This window comes from Paenibacillus taichungensis, assembly GCF_050994985.1.
Lineage (GTDB): Bacteria > Bacillota > Bacilli > Paenibacillales > Paenibacillaceae > Paenibacillus > Paenibacillus taichungensis.
Genome location: NZ_CP194720.1, coordinates 2254019 through 2278974 on the forward strand (window position 1 = coordinate 2254019; position 24956 = coordinate 2278974).

The following is a 24956-nucleotide window of genomic DNA, read 5'->3' on the forward strand; positions in this document are numbered from 1 at the left end:
AGGATGGATTGACATGAACAAATCGATTAATGAATTGCTGACGGAAATGACTCATAGCGAAAAAGCCTCAATCTGCGCGGGATTAAATATGTGGATGACCAAAGGAATTGAGCGGTTAAATATCCCGCCCGTTCATATGTATGACGGAACTAACGGGATCCGTAAAACGAACAGTGACGAAGAAATGGGCATCACAACAGAGAACGTTCCCGCGACCTGTTACCCTACGGGTTCTGCGATAGGCTCCTCTTGGAATACGGATTTGTTGTATGAGGTTGGAGTCGCGCTAGGTCGTGAATCGAAGGCCATGGATGTCGAGTTACTGCTCGGACCGGGAGTCAACATGAAAAGAACACCGCTTGGCGGAAGAAATTTTGAGTACTATTCGGAAGATCCATGTTTGACAGGTGAACTTGGTGCATCATTCATCAACGGTATCCAAAGCGAGGGGGTGGGAGCTTCACTCAAACACTTTGCTGGTAACAATCAGGAGTTTGAGAAAATGGTAACCAGTTCGGAAATAGACGAGCGGACACTGCGCGAAATTTACCTTAGTGCTTTTGAACGTATCATCAAAAAATCTGATCCATGGACGGTTATGTGCTCCTATAACTTGTTGAATGGAACGTATACAAGCGAGAATGAACATCTGCTGAATGACATTTTGAGAGAAGAATGGGGTTACGAAGGTGTTGTCCTGTCCGACTGGACTGCCGTTAATGATCGGATTCGCGGCCTGAAGGCTGGACTTGATCTTGAAATGCCGGGTCCTGCTCATTACAATACGAAAGCGATCGTGGAAGCCATTCAGAACGGGGCTCTTTCCGAAGAACAGCTGAATCAGAGTGTTGCCCGCATTTTGAAGCTGGTCGAGCGGGTGACGAGCAACCAAGCCACAGACTCTTACGGAGATCAAAACTATCATGCCCTTGCACGTAAAGCGGCAGCCGAAAGTATTGTCCTTCTGAAAAACGAAAACGCGATTCTTCCGCTGCAGCCGGATTCGATCTCGTCGATTGCCGTGATTGGACGGTTTGCTAAGAAACCCAGAATTCAGGGGGCGGGCAGTGCAAAGGTAACCCCTACTAGAGTCGACATTCCTTGGGATGAAATAAAAGAGCTGGCCGGAGCCACGGTAACATTGGGTTACGCTGAAGGTTACCCGGAGGATGACTCCATTCAGGAAGACTTGATTAAGGAAAGTGTATCTTTGGCCATGAACTCCGATGTGGCAGTCCTGTTCGTTGGTCAACCGGAATATGCCGAATCGGAGATGCGCGATCTGAAGAGCATCGATCTTCCGGAGAATCAAGTGAAGTTGATTCAGGCGGTTGCAGCAGTTCAGCCTAAGTGCATCGTGGTGACAAGCAGTGGCTCTGCTCTTGTCATGCGCCCATGGGTGCAGCTTGTGCCTGGTGTTGTTCATTCTTGGTTGTCTGGCCAAGGGATGGGTAGAGCGATCGCAGAAGTATTGTTTGGACAGGAGAACCCGTCAGGCAAATTATCCGAGACCTTCCCAGTGAAGTTGTCGGATAACCCGTCCCATATGCGGATTCGGGGAGAAAACGGCAAACTGTATTATCGCGAAGGTCTGTTTGTAGGCTATCGATATTACGACCGTAAAGAACTTGCACCACAATTCCCGTTCGGTCATGGTTTGTCCTACACTTCGTTTTCCTATACGGACCTCGAAGTAGCTCAAGTAGAGAAAGGGGTTACGGTGTCCTTTCAACTGAAAAATACGGGCAAGCGAAAAGGGAAGGAAGTTGTTCAATTATACGTGCATGATGAGGAATGCAATTGGACCCGTCCGGAGAAGGAATTAAAAGCTTTTGCCAAAATCAAGCTTGAGCCGGGCGAAAAACGCAGAATCGTCTTCGAGCTTGAAGAGAGAGACTTCTCATACTATAACACCAAGTACAACCTTTGGGTTGCAGAGAGTGGATTTTTCCAAATCGCACTCGGTAGCTCATCCAGAGACATTCGGATCACCGAACGTTTGCATTGCAACTTCGGAAAGGAAGAAGTCACGTTCCATAAGTTCAGCCTGCTCAGCGAATGGTTGAGCGATTCCACGGCAAAAAAAGTGTTAGAAGAGTGCCTGGATGAAATGAACGAGCACGTCACGGACAAGGTGTATCTAAACGAAGAATTTGTTGGATTCTGGGAGGACTTTCCTGTAGTGAAATTGTTCCAGATGTTTGGGCAAAATTGGATGATTGATCGGTCGCCTGACGAGGTGATTCAAGAACTTATTGATCGTGTTGAGAAGGCACGTTAATGTTAATTTCTTTAAAAACCATCTTTTTATAGATGGTTTTTTTTACAACGCTTCGTATGGTTAGTATACTGATTCCCTCGTTTCACTGTGTCCTTCATCTTTCTTTTTGCGACAAGTATACACAAAAACAGGAGGGAAGCTGAGGGGCACAAATCTAATTTTCTCAATATCGAATAAGTCAGCCAATCGTTTCTTCATATGAAGTGAGTTCTGGTATAACACTAACATCCCTCCAGGTCGAAGCGATGTATGCATCTGTGAAAGGATGTTTTGTTTCATTTCTCTGGAAAAATTAAAAAATGGAAGTCCGCAAATGATACTATCCAACTGATGCACATGTTCTTGATTGATCTTTTTCAAAAGATAGGATGCATTCGAATGGAACATGAATTCAGGATACGTTTTCTTCAGATTACTCCTCATTTTGGGGTCTCTCTCAAATAAAAACACAGTTGCAGATTTCGGTAATTCTGCTCTCATAAGACGTGTGATGACACCTGTTCCTGGCCCCAGCTCTGCAATCGTTTTAACTTCATCCCATTGTACAGACTGGACGATTTTATGGGCTAGAAATTTGGAACTGGGCAGGAGACTGCCTACTCGTTTGGGGTTCCTCAGAAATCCTTGCAGGAAAAGAAGTGGTTCGGATGTTTTCATCGCGGTATCCTCCATAGTTGAATTCATTGATGTATCACTTGATGTTGGAAGGCAAGTTTAACTCGAATGTAAATACGTTATGCGTATGTTGAAGCGTTAAGGTACCCTGATGTAACTCCGCAATATTTCTTGCAATCGAAAGACCCAAACCAGACCCTGTTTGAATACCTTCGCTGCTTCTTGAATAATCTACCTTATAAAAGCGATCAAACAGCTTATCTTTTTGCTCTATTGTGAGCGGCGCACCTTTATTTTCGACTTTAATGGTAATGTGCTCATGGCGTATACTCATTCGAATGTAAATCGTACTAGGTTTCACAGAATACTTCAGGGCGTTCATAAGAAGATTATCGATGGATCGAGCAATCTTATCACTATCCACGCAGGCCATAACTGGGGCATCGCCAATCTCTTTCTCGATATGAATACCATTCTCCTGAGCTAAGGGTTCAAATTCAAACAGCAACTGATCCAATAGCTGGTATAGGTCAACCTTTTTCAAATCCAATTGGGTATCCACTGAGGTTAGACGTGTGTATTCAAATAAGTCATCGAGCAGCTTCTTTAAATGTGTTGCTTTGTTATGGGTGTTCTGAATGAAGCGGTCATACTCTGCTTTGTCTTGAAATGATTCTGTTCTTAGAAGCTCAATATAGCCGATGATGCTGGTAAGCGGTGTGCGCAGGTCATGTGAAATGCCTGTGATCATGTCCATTTTGGATTTCTCCAGCTCACGCTCCTTAACGATCTGCAGCTGCAACTGTTCAGTCATGTGATTAATGTTGGAAGCGACTCTCCCAAGTTCATCTTGTCGATTAACGGGCACCCGGTAGTCCAGATTTCCTTCTGAAATGAATTGCAATCCTTGCTCCAAGGTAATGAGATCTCGCACAATTTTTCGTGTAGAAAACAAAAAAATTAACGTGAAAATTACGATGAAGATTGGTGTTAGGACATAAGGAAAAATGTAGAGAAGCGAGGGCCATCCAAATCTTTCACTAATTTTTGCGGCACCTATGATCAACATATTATTTACACCTACAGAGCCAACAAACGAAATCAATAAACTGATCAACATTCGATATAGGATGTTAATCTGTATCTTTTTTTTAAACTGTGGCAATCGTCTAATCAAGTTTATAACCCACTCCCCATACCGTTTTAATATACTGAGGTTCTCGTGGATTCACTTCCAGTTTCTCTCGCAGATTGCGAATATGGACCATAACCGTATTATCCGAATACCCGTAAGGTTCTTTCCATACAGTTTCGTAAATCTTCTCGGAGCTAAATACTTGTCCAGGATGGCTGGCAAGCAGCACCAGAATGGAAAACTCCAGTGGAGTTAGTGGAATGTCATTCTCCTTTAACTTCACGGAATGTTTACTTGTATCAATGACAAGGTCCTTGATCAGGATAAGTGAATTGAATTCTGCTTTGCCAATCAGTGTTTGACGTCGTAGCTGAGCCTTAACGCGAGCTAGTAATTCTAACGGATTAAACGGTTTGACCATGTAATCGTCAGCACCGGTAGTCAGGCCTGTAATTTTATCAATGTCCTCTTCCTTGGCGGATAGCATAATAATGGGAGAGGTTGATACTTCTCTTATTTTGAAGCAGGCTTTGATCCCGTCCATAATGGGCATCATGACATCCAGTATAACGAGCTGGACCGATGTAGTTTTGATAATATTTAATGCTTCTTCACCATTGGCTGCTTCAATGACCTGATATCCTTCGTTACGTAAATAGACATGGATGACATCACGGATGTCGGGTTCATCATCTACAATGAGAACGGTACTCACAATCCAACACTCCTTTTATGACTGTTTTAAATAAGATTTTAAATCCTTATAAAGAGAATAGTATCAGTGTAAACCATAGCATGAGTTGTTTAAATTGTTTCCTTTTTGCGGCAGACATAAACGAAGGCAGGGGGGACATTCAAGGGCACTAATTCTATCTTTTCGATGATAAACTTTTCGGATAGTGTCTTTTTCATTTGAAGTGAATATTGAAAAGCGATGAATAACCCCTCTGGTTTGAGTGCCTTATGGATCTGGTCTACCAACGTATTCCTTAATTCAGACTCAAAGTTGAAGAAAGGCAACCCGCTAAATACACAGTCCAGTTGCTCAACGCCCTCTTGCTTCATGGATTCCACTAATCGAGAGGCGTCTGGATAACAGGGGAAAGTAGGGTATTCAGTCTTCAGATTATTCCTCATCGTCTCGTTCATCTCAAACAATAACACTTGGGTTGAATCTTGTACCTGTTGATGAATATAACGAGTGATGGCACCTGTGCCCGATCCGAGTTCGGCGACTGCTTTTACGTCTAGCCAAGGCGCTTGGTTCACCATTTTGTTAGCGAGAAACCGGGAACTGGGTATGATGCTGCCAACATGTTTGGGGCTTTGAAGAAAGCTTCTCAGAAATAAAATAGGTTCATTGGAATTCATGTTTGTGGTTCCTCCGTATATGTGATGGTATGTTATCAAAATCGATTAGAATTGTAATAAATGAAGTATTGATAGAATGGGAGTGCCGAAGTAGATTCCCGCTGTAAAATACGTTATGGTCCAAAGCAAAGCACTGGAATATGAAATGAGAGCAAATTTTTGATACTGAACGCCGCTCAGTCCAATGACCAGAGGGAGAACATATCGCACGATTGGAATGAATAAACCGATGCACATCGCCCAATTGCCACTCTTATTCAGAATCAGTTCAGCCTTAACGAAGTGTTTATTATGTTGAAATTTGTGTTTTATCTTGGGTCCAAATAACTTCCCTGCAAAATAAGCAAAGGTAATGGCGGTTAATAGTCCTGTTAGAATGCAGAAGTATGTGATACATGAATTGATAACACCTGTGTGACTTAAAATGGCACCACTGATGATCGTGATCTCATTTGGAATTGGAATCCCGAAAGGGCCTAACGAAAAGGCAAAATAAAAAATCAGATATCCATACTGATGAAGTAGCTCTAAGATCGTATTACTGATCATTGTTTTGCCTCCACTCTTGTCGATATAGAAATCATAATGAAAAAAACTAAGGAATTAATAAGCATAATTCTGAAGAAAATCTAAAGATTACATAAGCAAAGCGTTACTACGGTATGTTCAAGACAAAAAGCCTTGCCAACTTACTGGCAAGACTTGATAAGGTGGATATATTCAGGAGTGGTGATCAAGAGAGCCGGGCATACCGGAATAAAAACGAGCTCAGATTGATTATCAATGTTGAGGATAACGCAACGAACAAAAGTTGCCTGCGTCTAATAGCTAGTTGGAAAAATATGAAAGGAGTGGAATGAGAAAGATGACAGCATCAATTTCACATAAGCCCGAAGGATACGTATGTCCATTTTGTTGTGTTTGGGGTATCGAGCGACCTAATCAGGGAACAAAAGAAAGGGATATCATCTATCAGAATGAAAAGGTAACGGCATTTATAGCGAGCAAATGGTGGCCAAACAATAAAGGACATGTTCTTGTTGTTCCGAATCAACATTTCGAGAACATCTTTGATCTCCCAGCGGATTACGCTGGTGAAATTCACCGCGCGGCTCAGCTTACAGCATTTGCAATGAAAAGTACATATGGATGTGAAGGGATTTCTACGCGACAACATAATGAGCCCGCCGGCAATCAAGACGTGTGGCATTATCATCTCCATGTTTACCCTAGATATGTGAATGATCAACTTTATCTGTCAAAGGGTTCTCCATCCGATCCAGATGAACGCGCTTTCTATGCTGATAAGTTGCGTTCTTGGATAAAGAATGTATTTGCATCGTGAAAACGAACATCGGCTTGGTGAAAAAGTGCGTCATCAATTACAAAAGAGTTTTTTTATCTTCTAGGACATTGAAGGTTCCAGTGGTGATGATTAAAAAGAGGAGGGCAATGTAAAATGGAATTCAAATTTGGGGACGTTTCTATTCTTCTCCCCCCTTTATACATTACAATTATCGGAATCATTATTTTTTTCTTATTAGTAAGGTGGAGCAAGCAATTAGAAACAAGACGTTTTACAGTTTTCTTTTACTTTTTGATCAGTACTTCCATTATTCCAATTTTTTCTCGTTATACAACAGAAGGTGTCTTTCAGCTGTGGATTCCCTTAGGATTTATAGTGATCTTTCTGTACTTGTTTCGCAGAGAAAGATATCATCCATCTAAAATGAAAGCGAGTATTTTAGGACTTTCCGTAGCAATATACCAGTTAATTCTTCAATATGTCGGATAGATTTGATATTTTTCCTCCACTATTCTGGCTCAAAAAAGCATATTAATGGGATGGAGTGGTTGGTTGGATAATTTGCGTATTGTGTATAAGTACACTGAAGAGAAAAAGGCATGCGATATCCTGTGTCTGCTTGTCGCAGGACAAGAACATTATTACATTCAAAGTCGCTAATTATAGCGGCTTTTTTGATTTAAGAAACTAAGTTCCTATCCAAAGATGAGCACAGTTACAAGGTAGAATTACAAAATTGTAAGGTAGATGTAAGTTGAATCGATAGCTCAGGCCAACCTGCCAGGATAATATTGGAACAAACAAAATAGAAATTTTTTAAAAGGAGAATCGAGATGAGGCTGTTTGAACTGTTGTTTTTTTTGTCAAACATCGGCTTGTTTGCATTAACATTCTTATTAAAAAAAAGACGGAACAGAACTCCGCTATTCGTTGCAATCGGGATCGCCACACTTTTACTGATCATTCAATGGACGGTGGAAGGATACAGAGTTCAGCTATTTTTTCCATATTGCATAACAATCATTTTTATAGCCATTTCAGCTTATAGCTATTTTAGAAAAAACGGCCCCAAAAAAATTCCGCGATTCTTGTTGGGTTCAGCTTATACCGCTATAGCGATAATGTTGGTCGTAACAGCGGGTCTTATGTATGCTTTTCCAGTATTTAATCTACCTGAACCGACAGGCGAATTTAAGGTAGGAACGCAAACTTTTCATCTCGTGGATACAAATAGGGAAGAGATTTTCGACAAAGCCAGAGAAGGTAAGAGAGAGTTGATGGTTCAGGTATGGTATCCGGTTAAAGTTGGCACCGGCAAGTACGCACCCTTTATTCCCGATACTCCAATTTTACGTTACATGGCCGCGAACTATGGCCTTCCTGAGTTTACTCTTCAGCACTTGAAGTATGTGTCCAGTCATGCTTATTCGGGAGCCGAAGTCTCCTCGGCACAGACTTCATATCCGCTGATCCTTGCGAATCCCGGCTTCGGCTCGTCCAGGTTCCTCCATACGACGCAAGCTGAAAATCTCGCGAGTCACGGATATATCGTGGCAGTGATCGATCATACCTACAATACATTTGCAACCGAGTTTCCGGACGGTCGAATCACGACCAGCAGAACCAACGACTTATTCTCTCCCGACGATGATTACCGAACGGGAAGAGAAAATCGCGACAAGTTGGGAAAAGTGTTAACCAGCGATGTGGCGTTTACGCTGGACCAATTCGAGCTCATCCAATCGGGACAGATTTCAAGTCCTTTAAAAGGGAGGATTGATCTCGGACATGTCGGGGTGTTCGGTCATTCTATCGGCGGAGCGACGGCCTACGACGCTTCTTACGATCCACGAATCACGGTCGGAATAGACTTGGATGGAGGACTGTATCGACTGCGTGAAAGCGAGGATCTGAGAAAGCCGTTTTTGTTCATCAACTCTGAAAGCTATTTCGAAGAATTAAACAGGGTGATCAATAATCGGGTCTACACAGATGCAGAGCTTGACCGGATGGGATCAACAAGAGAGTGGATGGATCAAGTAACGGAAGATAAAAAGTTGGAGCTTGAACGTATGCGCGAAACGGCCGACGCAGGAGGACAAATCCTCTATATCGAAAATACAGAGCATTTGAATTTTACCGACGTACAGTTCATTTCTCCGTTTTTCAATATGCTGGGCATTACAGGAAAGATTGCGCCAGAAAGAGCGAACTCCGTTATCAATGCTTATATGCTGGATTTCTTCGATATGTATCTGAAAAATCAAGGCGGAGACTTAATAAAAGGACCGGATAGCCGCTTTCCGGAGGTGAAGTTCGCAACCTCGCTATTATAAATAACGGAACAGACAATCGATTTTAATATATGCTATTACGTACAACTAGCTCTTCTTCTAAGACCAAATGTTTTGCGATACCTGTTCCCATAACGCGACTATTTGGCTTTTGAAGAGACCTTCTTAATAAAACGGTACTCATTCCGGATCCACCAGGATTTTGGGATTGATCTTAACCATATGAGCGTTTGAGGATTACTCAAGGTAATTAGATAAAGCAAAACCCCGCCGTCTGAGTCAACAGGAGCGGGGAGCTTCATTATTATGAATCTGATTTATGGAGTTCGATCTGAAATTGATCAGAATATGATTTGAGGTTCCCTGCAAGGCTGGAGAGCTGTCCGGAGATGTTCGACAATTCGTTCGCCGACCGTTGCTGCTCCTCAGCACTTGCCGTGACTTCTTCGGCCATGGCTGAAGTTTCCTCGGTTGCGGAAGCAATATAGCTCAAGTGCTGTTCTACTTCCTGACGAATAGAGTGCATATCCACTGTACGGATTTCCAAACGTTGAGCCAGCTCATGCACTTCGTTCGATAAGCGGCTAACCTGTCTGAACGTCTGGAGGCAATCAGCGATCTGTTCTTCCTGTTCCTTGACCGCCACCATATTCGCATCAAAATGACTGCCCATACGATGTATCTCTTGAACAAATGAACTCAGGATCTCATCAATCTCCTGGATCGAACGTTCGGATTGCTGAGCGAGCTGTCCCATTTCACCAGCAACGACCGCAAAGCCTCTTCCCGCTTCGCCAGCGCGGGCTGCCTCGATTGAAGCATTCAGCGATAGAATTTGAGTTTGTTTTAAAATGTTGTGTATTTGTCCGCTAATGGAGGAAGCGAGTTCCGATTGAGTCGTCAGTGAACTGGAAATTTCCTGCTGATGCTCGACGCGCTTCGCATTCTCTCGGCTCTTTTCAAGCAGAACCTCATGTTCACGTGTAACTTGTATTTGCACGGCAGATAACTGCTCTGAAGTATGGGTAAACTGTTGCACATATGAACCTACTTCATCCATTATTTTGCCGAGACTCTCTGAGTGCTGGACAGATTGTTCTGTCTCTTCGGCCTGTTTCGTAGATCCTATGGCAATTTCTTCGATCGCTCTGGAAAGTTCTTCGGTCTGACGCAGGTTCGTTTGAGCCGTTTCCGCAATATTTTTCGAGGACTGCTGCAAGGTATTGGATCCTTGCTGTATTCCCATCAGAATGTTCGTCAATTGGGCAACCATGACATTAATCAAATCACTGATGTCACCGAGTTGATCGTTTGTTATATGTTTGGATACGACTTTGAGATTCCCATCAGCAACCTGTTCGAGGCTTGACTTAATATCGCGTACTTGACCGAGAATGCCTCTTACTACGAATAGCATCATAACCAAAGATAAAATCAGTACAACCACAAAAATCGGGATAATGGTCCGATAAGCATTATTCAAGGATGTCGCGGAGACTTGATTCACTGCTTCAGCAGAAATATCAATGCCCAGATAGCCAATAACAGTACCTTGCGAATCCTTAATTGGTGTAAAGGAGGACAATAGCTGCCCCCAGGTTGGATCATCTACAATGCCCGTTGTGACGACTTCACCACTTAACAAGCGTTCCTGAATCTGGGGGTTAAATTCCATTGCAGTCCCGTAAGGACTGTATTCCTTATCATCCCAATCCGCTCCATCCACGGTGTAGATCCACCCGTCTGAAGTTTTGTTATACATATAAACGTATAAGGCTCCCGATTGAAGCCTAACTTTAACGAGTTCGTCTCTAAGACTTTTGTATTCGTTGCTCTCCTCCGAAGCAGTAGAGGATAATGTCTTGATTAATTCCGATTCCTGGCCTAGTTGAGAGGCAGTATTCACTGCCAGCTGCTGATTGTTGTGCTGCATGGTCATTAATGATGCATTTTCACTAGAGTCGATGGTGGTCCACATAATTAGACCGCCCATGGCCAGTAGCGGAACCAGAATGATCAAATACAGTTTGAACCTTAAATCCATCTTTTTCTTGCGAGTCTGTCTCACGTTCTGTTCCCCCTTGGAAGTAGTAAAGCAATAGGATTATCCGTATAACCCCATACTATTTATCGTAAAATGGAAGAGGGAAATGAAGACTAATCCTAAATTTGTATATACATATAGGCTGGTCGGCATTCATCTTCCCCTAAATGTTGGACCTTTACAGAATTGTTTTGCTGCATGATATAACAAGCCTCTAATTATGTGGAATGAAAAAACAATGAAATTTTATTATACGATGATAAAATATGTAAGATATATTCATTGTTATGAATTCGGCAATTCTTATGGAGACGGTGGTCTGAACGTCGAGGTGATTGGGACAGTAGTTTACGATAATCATTTAGTTAGATTAAGGTAGCAACGTTCACTAATAAATGATTGGGGGAGGTGGCAACCATGTTTCGTGAGTTTTCACATGAAGATAGGGTCATATTTGAATTAAAAGCCGAGAATTATAATTATGATCACATCATTCAGGCAATCGACTACATCTGCCCAGATGAATACAGTGAAGTAGAAATTACGAGCTACTATGAATGTTTAAGCTATTCTTTCACTTTCTATTAGAGAAGTATCTTTTTCACCATATCTGTTGAAATTATACTTTATTGGTGATATCAATATTTACATCCTGAATTTATACAATGGATAGTTATAATTCTGATATAATAGATACTTCATGATTTAGATGCTGAAGGGAATGGTAGATGAGAATGAGTAGGTGGAATGTTGCGTTTTATTCCGTTGTATTTGTATTTGTGCTGGTGATGTTGTGGAAAGAACAATCTGTTTTCCTTATAGTGGGAACGGTGATGGTCGCCACACTTATTGCGTTTACGATTCACATTTTGTACCCAATGGCTTGGGAAACCCGGATGGACCGTGTGGAAGTTTTTTTACGCAAAAATCATCATACGCCCTATATTTATATTTATTATGTGATTGCCAACAGACTTGATGATGAAGTCGATATCACGATGGAGAAACTTAGAAATCAGACGACGAAAAAATCGAGGCAAGCGATATATCAGGCTGCTTACGGTGCTTATCGCAAGAACTTGACTGTCGTTCGGCAAGCGGTACTCCAGATGCGCAGATCAGATTTCCGTACATATTATGAGACGTTTTTGCTTTTGGAGGAAGAGAAGAGTGAGCAAGCAAGGGAGCATCTGAAATTGATTAGAAGACAGTGGATGCGATCTGCGCTTCTTGCTGAAATAGAAAGCAAAGCTGGCCGTCGCGAATTGGCTATCCAGCACGCCTCTGAAGCGATGAATGCCTCCAAAGGTGTCGAGCGCTACACGCTGACTAAAGAATATGAAAGGTATTATGCAGTTGAAGAAACAGTTCAACTTTGAAAGTGGCAATTTTGGAAATATCCCTTCGTTAGGCAAGATAAGTCCATCTAATTGTAATACGATATCTGTTCCATTAAGCTAACGGGCAGGATATAGTATAATAATGGATTAATTATCCAAATGGAGTTAGAATCGTTATAAGCCAATATTAGAGGAGGAAATCCATGCTTGATATTAATCAAATTAAAGAGCTTGTTCCCCATAGATTCCCCTTTCTTTTGGTTGATAAAATCTTAGAAATTATTGAGGGGAAGAAAGCCGTTGGAATCAAAAATGTGACTTTCAATGAACCCTATTTCCTTGGTCACTTTCCCGATTATCCTGTCATGCCTGGAGTCTTGATTGTAGAAGCACTGGCACAGGTAGGTGGTACCGTTATGTCCAACGTAGTGAGCAATAACCATAAGATAGGTTTACTGACCGGGATTAATAATTGTCGCTTCAAAAAGCAAGTAAAACCAGGGGATCAACTCCATCTTGAATTCGAAGTAACCCGAACCAAGGGACAGATTGTTAAAGGAATAGGTATTGCAAGGGTAAACAATGAATTAGTTTGTGAAGCAGAAATTATGTTTGCATTTAATTCTATTGAGGCATTTAACTAACGGGAACGTTAGCTGAATATAAACCGTCTAATTCAATTAGTGGACACAAAAAGGGAGGAAACACAAATGGATTTAGGATTAAAGGATAAAATAGCACTAATTACAGGTGGCAGCAAAGGGATCGGGCTGGAGACAGCAATTGTTCTAGCATCGGATGGTGCAAAGGTGGCAATCGTCGCACGCAACGAAGAGGCTCTTCAAGCTGCGGCGAAACGTATTAAGCAAACTACAGGAACAGATGCACTAGTCATTTCTGCAGATATTTCAGTAGAGGCAGAGGTACGAGGTGTGGTGGAGCAGACTGTACAGCATTTCGGTGGATTGGATATTTTGATTAACAATGCTGGAACGTCTGCGGCTAATCCGTTTGAAGAGGTTGGCAGCGAAAGCTGGTATTCAGATCTGGATTTGAAAGTGTTAGGAGCAGTCCATAGTTCTAAGGCAGCAGTTCCTCATATGCGTCAAAGAGGTGGCGGTTCCATCCTTAATGTGACGGCGATTGTAGGGAAGGCGCCATCTGCATCGTCTTTGCCAACATCAGTCAGTCGGGCGGCAGGACTTGCACTAACGAAGGCCATGAGCAAAGACCTTGCCAAGGACAATATTCGTGTTAACGCCGTGTGCATTGGTCTAATTCGTAGCGATCAGATTGAGCGGAAGTGGAAGGCTGTAGCACCTGAGCAGAGTTGGGAGGAGTTCGCTTCCAACCCCATTCATGGCATCCCACTCAAGAGAATAGGTCAAACAGAAGAGGCGGCAAAAGTGATTGCTTTTCTTGTATCGGGTGCAGCCTCCTATGTAACAGGAACTGCCGTGAACATAGATGGTGGTACATCCCCTGTATTATAGAAATGTAGGAGTATATGTTGAAAAGTGTGACTCAATGAAAAGCCCTAAATTAGGGCTTTTTTACTTGGGAATTAGTGGCGAGGGATAAGAACTTGTACTGATTGATTCTGAAAATCGTCCAACAAGTCATCATTCTATAGAAAGTATTAGAACTTCGAAGTGAGGGTAAGGGCTAAAAATCGATTGTACTTGGTGGTAAACAGTGTTACTCTAAAAGTCTGTGTTCGACAATATATTCGATACTAGCCACCAATTTAGTTATAAAGAAAGGTAACACTATGATAAAAGTTGAAAACTTATCCTTCTCATTTCCACAAAAGGAACTATATAAAAACATTTCATTTACGTTTGAAGAGGCACAACATTGTGCTTTTATCGGAACAAGCGGCAGTGGGAAAAGTACACTGATCGATATCCTGATGGATCCGGAACGATATTTGTTCGAGGGCAAGTTAGAGATAGACCCCGATTGCAGAATCGGGTATGTGAGTCAGTTTTTACAAGTAGACAAAACGAAAGAAATGACCGTTTTTGAATATATCGCAGAAGAATTCATCAAGATACAAGATGAAATTACAGCGATTTATGCGGAGATGGCCACCACATCGGATATGGATTCCCTGATGGAAAAGGTTCAATTGGCTTTGGATGCCTTCGAGGCGATGGATGGGGATAATTTCGAAAAAAACATCAATAAACAGTTAAACCTTGCCAACCTCATGAAGCTCAAAGATCTTAGTATATCCGCCATAAGCGGCGGGGAATTCAAACTTATTCAAGTGATGAAGGAAATGCTGAATCGTCCAGACTTAATGATTATGGACGAACCCGATGTATTTTTAGACTTTGAAAATCTGAACGCACTTAAAAAGCTTATTAATTCCCACAAGGGAATGCTGCTGGTCGTTACGCACAACCGGTATCTGTTGAATCATTGTTTCAACAAAATCATACACCTTGAAAACACAGAGATTCAGGAGTTTGACGGGCGATTTATCGATTATAACTTCTCGCTGCTTCAGACTAAGATCGAGCTGCAAGAAATAGCGGTTGCTGAAGCTGAAGAAATTGAGAGATACGATCACATCATCGACAATCTTAGAGAGATCGCCACGTATAATTCGGAAGCCTCCAGAGGCAGAGCGTTAAAAGCCAGAGTCAAGTTTCAAGAGAGATTGGAAGCACGTCGAATAAAAGAGCCCTTTGTCGATATCAAACAGCCGAATATCAGTTTTGGTATCGATAAGGAAATGGAAGAAGCTGTTGTGGTTAAAGTCAATAATTATAGCGTTTCCTTTGATGAGCTGCTTTTGGAAAATGTGAACTTTGAGATCAAATCGACAGATAAAGTAGCCCTGATTGGTCCAAATGGAACCGGGAAAACGACTTTACTCCGAGAAATCTTAAAAAACAATCAGGATTCCATTGAAATCAATGCTGATGTTAACGTGGCTTATTTATCTCAGGTTCAAGGCGAAATGCTAAAAGATTCGAATACCATACTAAATGAATTCATAGATGCTGGGTTTCAAACGTATGATGAGATTAGATCGTATCTTCCAAACTATGGCTTTGAAGGAGAAATCCTTGATCAAAAGATTGAATCGTTATCTGGCGGAGAAAAAAATATGCTTCAATTGGCTAAAGTTTCTGCCAGTCAAGCCAGCGTATTGCTTCTAGATGAACCGACAAGCCATTTGGACATATATACACAAATCGCATTGGAGAAAGCCATTGAAGACTACAAAGGTGCGATTCTCATGATTTCTCATGATTTCTATTCTGTTGTAAATGGTATGGATTATGTTTTAATTATTGAGGACAAGACGATTAGCAAAATGAGTATACAAGAATTTAGAGAGATGATTTATGCGAGTCATTTTGATGAAGACTATCTAGAAAATGAGCAAAAGAAAAAGTCTGTTGAGATGAAAATCGAATTGGCTTTAAAAGATACTAATTTTGAACTTGCCAAAGTTTTGGTTGATGAGCTTGAAGAGCTGATTAAGTTGCTTTAATTACAGCTCTCTGATTGAAATGATTACAAGAACATTGTCCCATTGAAAGTCGCTATTTTAGCGGCTTTTTTTTATTTTATTTTATCGGTACAAGTTCGTGTCCCGAGCTAACGATGATTGGCTGCTTTCATTCAATTAAAGGCAGGGGCTAGATTGAACAAGTATGTGTTACATATCGTTGCAAGTGTAATTTGTATATTGACACCTGCTGTTGGTCTCTTATATGGTTTGTGGGATAGCCACCAACCCAAAATAGGACCTGTCGGAGACGGGAAACCGAATTATCCTACAATACCTCAATGGATATCTATTGTCTCTTCTTTTATCTGTGGAATAGTTAATCTACCTCTAGCCATAATTCGATACAGACAAAACATAAAGCCTAATAAAGATTTTAAAAGTTAATGCCTGTTACGCTAACGGGAGATAATTCTCAATAAGCTATCAGGCGGGTACGTTATAGTGAATGAAGCAAAATATATACTTGACTCTAGTGCATTATAGTGGGTATTATTTCCATACATTGATGATTAGGAGAATAGACGATGTTAACTTTAGAATTAAAACAATCTCACCATCATGGAAAGCGTTAATCCATCCTTTTAAAAATTGGGGATGGGTTAACGCTATTCGCGCTTACCATCCTGCGATATGTAACGCGCAGGACTTAGGTCTGCGCGTTTTTTATTTTGAAATGGAGGAGTAAAAATGGCAATCATGACAGATTCAAGAGGTAATATTTTTTTGGAATTTATTAATATTGAGTATGATAAGGTCACAACAATTACACGGGATGCTTCACTAACACATGCTCTAATCGTGGCGAAGTTCCAAGGAAAGTATCTCTTCATGCATAATAAGTGGAGAAAGAATTGGGAGCTGCCGGGAGGTATTATTGAAGCTGGAGAGAATGCTCAACAATGTGTAATTAGAGAATTATTTGAGGAAACCAATCAAAATATTGATACGGTTGAATTCAAAGGTTTAATGAAATTTAGACTTCAGCCCAGTTTTCATGGACCTGAACGGACAGAGTATGGAGCTCTGTTTGTGGGTGAACTGTACCAACTTGATGATTTTGTTGAAAACGATGAAGCTTCTTCAATTATCCTTTGGGATGGTATATCAGAGATTGGTGATATCGCAGAAATAGATAGGAAGTTAATTGAATTCGTGTGATACGAACACGGCCTTAAACTTGCCGTTACAGGCAGAGTGGAGAACCAGTCGGTATCTCAATGGAATTGCGCTTCATGATGAACGTAATAAAGAAGCAATTTAATCCGTGATCTCTCTTAATCTCAGAAAATCGAAATGTTCGTTATGATCAACCCAGATGAAGAGAAAATAAAGCTGCAAAAGTCGGTTGATAAACTTGTTTAAAATTGAATCTTTAATGTCGAGGTACAAAAACATTATTACATTGAAAGTCGCTATTTTAGCGGCTTTTTTTTACATTATCGGTACAACTGAAAACCGCATGTCTAAATCCAATGATAAGAACATGTTGGCAATTTGAGGCCGAAGATTAAACGTGAAGAGCTTGAAAGCTTCCTCGCAAATAGCGGATTTGGCTATTCATAATAAATGGCCTCGTAAGGAAACTCTAACTTATTCATGCGATACTCTTTAGGCGACATGGACATATATTGCCGAAAAACTTTGCCGAAATAGCTGGGACTCTCAAAACCGCATTGTTGGCCAATTTGGGAAATCGGGAGTTCCGTTGTACGGAGTAGTCGGATTGCAACCTCAATGCGTCTGTCCTTGAGATAGGCTAGCGGTGATGTTTTCTCAGATTTCTGGAATAATCTGCACAAATAGTGTTTATTGATATCGCAGTGGCTGGCCAGCAGATCCAGCGTCAATGGAGCTGCATAATTCTCTCGGATGAATTTTTTACATTTCTCGATCGTTGTTATTGAAAGGGCCCCGATATCCTTCTCCGCATCCCGACTTGTCTGCACTAGGATAAGCAACCACCGATAGATTTGCTCGGACAAGCGATACTTGTCCGTAACTTTCTCTTGATGAATCAAATGGATAATTTGCCATAACTCTTGAATCAAAGGGGAGTCCGCGTTTCGTCGAATGACATGTCCCTCATTTTCGTGGATCATATCCCAAATTCGGTTGGCTTCATCCCCTCGAATGTTTATCCATATAAACTCCCATGGTTCGTTGTTCTCTTGTTTATAGTAATAGCAATGTTCTCCGGAGATTTTAACAAGTAGTGCATGTCCCTTCGGTAAAGGAATCGTTTGATTTTCAATATCCAGATAACCCTGACCATTAAGCGTGTATTGAAAAACAACATGCCCCGGGTCCGGTCTATTGTCACTTGGACAACGATATTCCTCGCTTGAGACGATCTGCCATCCAATAGAGTCAAGTGTCATGATTGATGTATCGTCATTACGAAAAGCATAAGAGACCGTATGAACCATACTTTCATCCCCTGCCTAAAAAAGTCAATTATATTATATAATACGTCACATTTTTTAGATTGTCTGTCTTTTTTTAGAGCTGTAAGATAAATGTAAGCGGTAACATATAAAAGGGGGTGACTGTAGTTTGTGTTCATTTGACAACCAGAAGAGCAGATCGAACTTGTGATTCTAAAATGATTTTTTCGATAAGGAGGACTTAATCCGATGAACCGAAGAACTGTTTTCATCCAGAAATCGATATTTGTATCTTTATTAGCGCTCCTTATGGTTATCTCACTGGTCATACCCCCGGCGCCGGTGCGTGCAGAGTCACCAAGTAGCAGTAGCCTACCGGGTCGCCAAGGAGAATATCTTAACCGGGGTCTGGTTGCGGTTCTTGTAGACAATGGTGTTTTTTTAAGCTGGAGGTATTTAAATAATGATCCTGATGATATCTCTTTCAATATATATAAAAACGGAACCAAAGTGAACGCATCGCCCATAAGCGACGTGACGAACTATGTGGACACCACTGGTTTCGACAGCTCGCAGTACCAAATATCCACTATCGTTGCGGGAAAGGAGCAAATGCTACCGGAGGTTGTATCGGTCTGGCATAATGATTATTTGCCTATTCCGCTGGATAAACCGGCTGACGGTCGGACCAAAGACGGTGGAACCTATACGTATTATGCAGGTGACGCATCTGTAGCTGACTTGGACGGCGACGGCGAATATGAAATCGTCTTTCTGTGGAGTCCGAGCAATTCCAAGGACAATTCGCAGGCAGGTTATACCGGCAATGTGTATATCGATGCCATCAAAATGGACGGTACAAAGCTGTGGAGGATTGACCTGGGAGTTAACATCCGTGCCGGAGCGCACTACACGCAATTAATGGTGTATGACCTTGATGGCAACGGAAAGGCCGAAGTTGTGGTCAAGACGGCGGACGGCACGAAGGACGGCCAAGGCACGGTCATTGGCGACGGCACGAAAGATTACCGTAACGAGAGTGGATACATACTGTCAGGGCCTGAGTATCTCACACTGTTTGACGGTGAGACCGGCGCGGCCGTATCCACCGTCAATTATGATCCGCCAAGAGGCAACGTCAGTGATTGGGGTGACGGCTATGGCAACCGTGTAGATCGGTTCCTTGGTGCCATCGCTTATCTGGATGGCACGAAGCCAAGTGTTGTGATGAGCCGGGGTTATTATACCCGCACTGTGCTTGTTGCTTATGATTATGTTGGTGGGGAACTCGTCAAGCGCTGGACGTTCGACACAAACGAAGCAGGAAAACAATATGAAGGACAGGGCAATCATAATCTAAGTGTGCTGGATGTCGACAATGACGGCAAGGACGAAATCATGTTTGGCGCTCTAGCCATAGACGATGACGGCAGCTTGCTGTACAGCACCGGACTCGGCCACGGCGATGCCATGCACGCCGGTCAGCTCGATCCAAACCGAGAGGGCTATCAGATGGTAAGCGTGCATGAGCATTCAGATGCTGCATACGGACTGGAGATGCGCGATGCGGCAACAGGTGAAATTCTCTGGGGGGAGAAAACAGGTTTTGACACCGGTCGCGGGATGTCGGCGGATATTGATCCGAACTATCCGGGATACGAATCATGGGCCACAACCATTACCAATGGGCAGAGCGTTCCCGTAACCAATACCTATTCGGCTGCCGGAGAGGCTATCTACACGGTGGACGAAGGGCCCGAAACCGCCAATTTCGCCATCTGGTGGGACGGAGATCTTCAGCGTGAGCTGTTTGACCATGAATGGGATAACAGTACAGCCAAAGGTATCCCGCTCATTTATAAATGGGATTACGAAAACAAAAAGCTAAATGAAATCTTCCGAGCGACCGGTACGTTAACGAACAACCATACCAAAGGAAATCCGGCGCTTCAGGCGGACATTCTGGGCGACTGGCGTGAGGAAATTCTGCTGCGAAGCGAAGATAGTTCGGAGTATCGTCTCTATACAACGACCATTCCTACAGACTATCGCATTCCTACGCTGATGCAGGACCCTGTGTATCGACTTGGCGTAGCCTGGCAAAATGTAGCCTACAACCAGCCGCCTCATACCAGCTTTTATCTTGGAGCGGAAGCTACCTCATTCCCTAAAGCCGATCTGACGCTGACTCGCGATGCAGAAATGCCAGAGCCGGTCTATCGCTTTAATTTCGGAACAGAGACTGCATCGGGAAGTACGAACATACAGGATACGCTCTACGCGCAAAATCCAGGATACGGGTTCGTGGATACAACCGGTGTTACCGTAGGAGCAAATGAGGTTTCGGTTGCGACAGGTACGACATTTGCTGTTGACCTGCCAAATGCCAACTATAAGGTTACACTACGTTTGGGCAACGATACGCATGACTCAAACGTCGGGGTCAAATCCGAATTTGTGCAAAAGCTCGCCGTAACGAATGTGGCAGCCGGAGCACCGCTGGAGTATTCCTATGATGTTGCATTGGTGGATGGGCAGCTCGATTTCCTCTTCACCGGTACAGCCATAGACATCCAGGATATCCTCATTGAGAAATATCCAGAGAAAGTGGCCGGTGCGGCAACAACGATCTATATGGCCGGTGATTCAACCATGCAATCTTACAGTGAAATGCAGGCTCCTCAAGAAGGGTGGGGCCAGCAGTTCGGACGTTATTTCTCGAATGGGGCAGTCATCGTGAATGATGCAATCGGTGGCCGAAGCAGCAAATCGTTTATGGTAGACGGCCGTCTGGACACGATCCTGCAGCGAATCAAACCGGGGGACTTCTTCTTCATTTCCTTTGGTCATAACGACGCGAGTGTAGGGATACCGGATCGGTATGCATCACCGGAGGACTATAAGATTTACTTGGCTCGTTATGTAAACGGTGCCAAACAGCGCGGCGCTACACCGGTATTACTCACTCCGGTTGGACGAAGAGATTTCAATACGGTGACTCAGGAATTCAACGTCAGCTTCCCGGCATACGTGCAGGCTGCCAAAGAAGTGGCGGAGGAGCTTGACGTGCCACTTATTGATCTGAGCAAGTTAAGTATTGCGTACTATGACAAAATTGGTAATACAGCTACGGAGAAAGTGTTCCTTTATGCTAATCCGGGTGAATATCCAAAATACCCGAATGGGATCAACGATAATACCCATTTCAGCAGCTATGGTGCGAAGAAAATTGCCGGACTCGTTGCTGGTGCGGTCAAAGACATGGAGCTGAGCATTTCTTCGCTGGTCATCGACCCGGATATTTCCGAACCCGAACCAGAGCCGGAAATCCAGCTATATGAGGAGGATTTTGAAGGCGACGCTGCCGACTACCAGTATGCAATGGTTAATGCCACTGGTATTGCAGGAACCATGACCGGAACGGTCGTTGAACAGCCTGGAAATAAGGTACTGTCCGTCACGGGGTCAGGATCGGGCAATCGGGCCAAGGTATTCCGTCTGTTCGATGCGGTAAACGGCGATCAGGTGAAAGTGAACTTTGACTGGCAATCCGGTAATGTGAGTGCCTATCCGTCAGAAGGTCATCTCACAGTACAGGATTCTAACGAGAATGCCCTTTTCACGCTGTATACGAAAACCGGAAGCACCAAAATTCATTATTTTGTCGGTGCATATAATCCGGACTACGGTACGGGCGATACGGCCATACCCGAAGGGGGAACGGCTACAGAGATTTCCAAGAACCAGTGGGTCGATGTGGATGCAACCGTTAATTTTGCCAAGAAAACACTGGATCTGACATTGACGAATCTGGCGGATCCGACAGTTACACAAACGATCAAAGATATCCCGCTGAGTTCCGGTGTATATGCGGACAACGTCAGAGCCATTCGGTTCCTAGGGACGAGAAAAGGCGGTGGAGGCACGTTGAACTGGACTACGCAGATCGACAACGTGCGAATTGAAGGCACGGAGCTTCCTTCGGAGGGCGGCGATCAAGCTGCCTTAATCGCTCTGTACGATGGGATCAAAGCACTTGATCTGTCGGAATATACAGAAGCATCGAAGGCAGTGGTGAACCGGGCTTTGGCAGCTGCAGAAGCGATATTCAATACGGAAGCCACCCAAGCTCAAGTTGACCATGCGTTTAACATGTTAACTGTGGCGAAAGATTCATTGACAAGTGAACCGGGCGAAAAGATTAGCGAATACAAATTTGATTTTGGTTCCGGCGGCACTGCCGAAGGATACACCAAGGTAGATGCCAAAAGAGCGTATATTGAAGGTAATGGGTATGGCTTTGCCGATACTACGCTAACCAAAGATGAGAACCGGGAAACCGGGGATGCGCTCAAGGAGGATTTCACACGGGTAAACGGCACCGCCTTCCTGGTGGAAATGGAGCCGGCCAATTACCGGGTAACGATGACCATCGGGGATGCCCAAGAATCGACCAACGCGAATGTCGTTGTAGAGCAGATGACGAAGCTTCCGCTCACAACCATTGCCAAGGGCGAATTCAAAGAAATTACGTATGACATTGCTCTGATCGATGGCGTCTTTAATTTCGACTTCACCGGAAATGCACCGAAGATCAATGCACTGAAGCTGGAGCGCCTGCCAGATAACAGCGCAAGCGATGAACCTGTAATTTATTTGGCTAGTGATTCCACCGTGGCCAATTACGCGGAGAATTATCGTCCGCAAGCGGGTTGGGGCGAAACGTTGGGAAGATATTTTGATCAGAATGAGGTAAGCATTGATAACCGGGCAGTTGGAGGATTGAGCAGCAAAACCTTCCTGGTCGGCGGATATCTTAATGATATTTTGCTCGACATTCATGAAGGCGATTATCTGTTCATGCAGTGGTCTCATAACGATTCCACGCCGTCACGTCCGGAGCGTTATCTTACACCCGAGCAGTTTAAAGTATATTTGAAAGAATACATTAACGGTGCTGTGCAGAGAGGTGCAATTCCGGTTCTGGTCACGCCAGTGAACCGTCGTGATTTTACCGGAGAGGTACTGAACAAGAGCTTCCCGGAATACGTACAGGCAATGAAAGAAACGGCGCAGGAAACGGAAACACTCATCATTGATCTGAACCAGGCCAGTTGGGAACATTTCCAGGAGCTTGGCACAGAAGGAACCAAATCGATATTCATGTGGGTAGGTACAACAGAGGACAATACGCATTTGCAGATGAACGGTGCAATCAAGGTAGCCGAACTCGTGGCACGTCTTGTGAAAGATTTGAATATACCGTTATCTGATTTTGTTACGCTGGAAGGGGAGTCACCTGATCAGGAAGCTCCGCATACTACGGCAAATGTGGAAGGAGAATCCCAGAACGACTGGTATACGACTCCAGTACAAGTAACCTTCACAGCAACCGATGAAGATTCCGAAATCGAAGGGACCTATTATCAAATCAATGGTGGCGAAACGGTAAGTGGTACGCAGTTGACCCTAACTGAAGAAGGAACACATACCATCACCTACTGGAGCGTCGATGTTGACGGTAACAAAGAGAGTGAACAGTCTTTGTCCATATCCATTGATCTCGTACCTCCAACCGCTGAAATTCATGGTCAATCCGAGTACACCATTGATCAGCACGTGGAAATTGGCTATACAGCCTCTGATACGGTATCCGGTGTGGCAGAACCGACGGGTGTGCTCCTGGACACTCCGGCGTATACACTGGAACCCGGCCTGAACCAGGTTACGGCAACCGTCTCCGATTTGGCTGGCTGGGAACAGACGATAGAATATAGTTTCGGGGTTATTGCTACGTTCGACAGTCTGATCAATCTGACCAATTCCTTTGCGGATGAATCGATAGATCCTAATGCCGGTATTCTTGCTGATCAGCTTGCGAACACCTTACAGCAAGCAAGCCAGGCAGCAAACGCTCATGAAGGAGCAAAGGCGCGTCAACTGCTTGCAGCCTACGGTAATGACGTTCAAGCAGCTAGAGGAACCGTATTTACGGATGAGCAGGCAAATGTGCTGCTTAAATGGGAAGAATGGCTCAAGCAGGCAACCCCACTAGCAAACGGGGCCCCTGGCACTCCGGTGTTATCTGACAATAACGGTTACGACACGGGGCTCAAAGACGGAGACTATACTGTAACGATGAATTTATGGTGGGGCAATAACGGCAATCAGTTCAAATTGTATGAGAATGGTGAGTTGATCAAGGAAATTTCTCTGGTCGATCAATCCCCATCCGCCCAGTCTGTTAAAGTTGATATAACTGGAAAGAAAAATGGTACCTATATTTATACCGGTGAATTGATCAATGCACTGGGTACGACCACGAGTGTTCCGCTGACAGTCATCGTCACGGATGCTTCCCCGGGGCAATCTGTTCTGTCGAATGACAACTGGGATGGAGACGGTAACTATAATGTCACCATGAATCTGTGGTGGGGAACGAACGCAACCGAATACGAACTTTACGAAAATGGTGTTTTGATCGACACACAATCACTGCAATCCCGTACACCTAGTGCACAGTCTGCGGTTACCGCAATCTCTGGAAGGGTACCTGGAATCTATGAGTATGAAGCTATACTTCGTAATTCTTCAGGGGAAACCAGATCATCCAAATTAAATGTGACGGTACGAGAGTAGACTGAAATGTTTGTT

Annotated in this window: 16 protein-coding genes; 9 read left to right on the forward strand and 7 right to left on the reverse strand. The window is 43.4% G+C overall.

Annotated features, from left to right (window positions below; all coding sequences use genetic code 11):
* The first annotated feature begins 13 nt into the window (after positions 1–13).
* Entirely contained in the window at positions 14–2281 is a 2268-nt protein-coding gene (locus tag ACR1R9_RS10305; protein ID WP_433921143.1) for a beta-glucosidase family protein, read from the forward strand.
* 60 nt (positions 2282–2341) lie between these two features.
* Here the strand turns inward: ACR1R9_RS10305 and ACR1R9_RS10310 are convergent, their stop codons facing one another.
* From ACR1R9_RS10310 to ACR1R9_RS10330, 5 genes are all read right to left on the reverse strand, one after another.
* Positions 2342–2938, reverse strand: coding sequence for a class I SAM-dependent methyltransferase (locus ACR1R9_RS10310; RefSeq protein WP_433921142.1), 597 nt, complete (start codon positions 2936–2938; stop codon positions 2342–2344).
* Positions 2939–2972: 34 nt separating this feature from the next.
* Positions 2973–4079 carry a sensor histidine kinase gene (locus ACR1R9_RS10315; RefSeq protein ID WP_433923737.1) on the reverse strand — a complete coding sequence of 369 codons (1107 nt, stop codon included), beginning with the start codon at positions 4077–4079 and terminating at the stop codon, positions 2973–2975.
* Positions 4066–4746, reverse strand: a complete 681-nt coding sequence (locus ACR1R9_RS10320) for a response regulator transcription factor (RefSeq protein WP_079693707.1) — start codon at positions 4744–4746, stop codon at positions 4066–4068. Before ACR1R9_RS10320 ends, ACR1R9_RS10315 begins: the two co-directional genes overlap by 14 nt.
* Positions 4747–4835: 89 nt before the next feature.
* Positions 4836–5402, reverse strand: coding sequence for a class I SAM-dependent methyltransferase (locus ACR1R9_RS10325; protein WP_433921141.1), 567 nt, complete (start codon positions 5400–5402; stop codon positions 4836–4838).
* 45 nt (positions 5403–5447) lie between these two features.
* On the reverse strand, positions 5448–5951 hold the full coding sequence (locus ACR1R9_RS10330) for a DedA family protein (RefSeq protein ID WP_076291328.1): 504 nt from the start codon (positions 5949–5951) through the stop codon (positions 5448–5450).
* Positions 5952–6267: 316 nt separating this feature from the next.
* On the opposite strand from ACR1R9_RS10330, the gene ACR1R9_RS10335 reads away from it, so the two are divergent.
* Together ACR1R9_RS10335 and ACR1R9_RS10340 are read left to right on the forward strand one after the other, a co-directional pair.
* Positions 6268–6747, forward strand: a complete 480-nt coding sequence (locus tag ACR1R9_RS10335) for an HIT family protein (protein WP_175381085.1) — start codon at positions 6268–6270, stop codon at positions 6745–6747.
* Positions 6748–7541: 794 nt separating this feature from the next.
* Positions 7542–9044, forward strand: a complete 1503-nt coding sequence (locus ACR1R9_RS10340) for an alpha/beta hydrolase family protein (RefSeq protein WP_433921140.1) — start codon at positions 7542–7544, stop codon at positions 9042–9044.
* 262 nt (positions 9045–9306) lie between these two features.
* Here the strand turns inward: ACR1R9_RS10340 and ACR1R9_RS10345 are convergent, their stop codons facing one another.
* Entirely contained in the window at positions 9307–11070 is a 1764-nt protein-coding gene (locus ACR1R9_RS10345; protein WP_433921139.1) for a methyl-accepting chemotaxis protein, read from the reverse strand.
* Positions 11071–11780: 710 nt separating this feature from the next.
* On the opposite strand from ACR1R9_RS10345, the gene ACR1R9_RS10350 reads away from it, so the two are divergent.
* From ACR1R9_RS10350 to ACR1R9_RS10370, 5 genes are all read left to right on the forward strand, one after another.
* Entirely contained in the window at positions 11781–12425 is a 645-nt protein-coding gene (locus ACR1R9_RS10350) for a hypothetical protein (protein WP_433948786.1), read from the forward strand.
* Positions 12426–12589: 164 nt separating this feature from the next.
* A complete protein-coding gene (gene fabZ, locus ACR1R9_RS10355) occupies positions 12590–13030 on the forward strand; it encodes a 3-hydroxyacyl-ACP dehydratase FabZ (RefSeq protein WP_175381089.1) in 441 nt (146 codons plus the stop codon).
* Positions 13031–13096: 66 nt separating this feature from the next.
* Positions 13097–13879, forward strand: a complete 783-nt coding sequence (locus tag ACR1R9_RS10360) for an SDR family NAD(P)-dependent oxidoreductase (protein WP_433921137.1) — start codon at positions 13097–13099, stop codon at positions 13877–13879.
* 278 nt (positions 13880–14157) lie between these two features.
* Positions 14158–15897 (forward strand): ABC-F family ATP-binding cassette domain-containing protein, encoded by a 1740-nt coding sequence (locus tag ACR1R9_RS10365; protein ID WP_433921136.1) that lies wholly within the window; start codon positions 14158–14160, stop codon positions 15895–15897.
* Between the two features lie 708 nt (positions 15898–16605).
* Positions 16606–17076, forward strand: coding sequence for an NUDIX domain-containing protein (locus ACR1R9_RS10370; protein ID WP_326066907.1), 471 nt, complete (start codon positions 16606–16608; stop codon positions 17074–17076).
* A 395-nt stretch (positions 17077–17471) separates the two neighbouring features.
* Here the strand turns inward: ACR1R9_RS10370 and ACR1R9_RS10375 are convergent, their stop codons facing one another.
* Positions 17472–18344, reverse strand: coding sequence for a helix-turn-helix transcriptional regulator (locus ACR1R9_RS10375; protein WP_076291315.1), 873 nt, complete (start codon positions 18342–18344; stop codon positions 17472–17474).
* A 207-nt stretch (positions 18345–18551) separates the two neighbouring features.
* On the opposite strand from ACR1R9_RS10375, the gene ACR1R9_RS10380 reads away from it, so the two are divergent.
* On the forward strand, positions 18552–24941 hold the full coding sequence (locus ACR1R9_RS10380; protein ID WP_433921135.1) for a GDSL-type esterase/lipase family protein: 6390 nt from the start codon (positions 18552–18554) through the stop codon (positions 24939–24941).
* Positions 24942–24956: the final 15 nt, after the last annotated feature.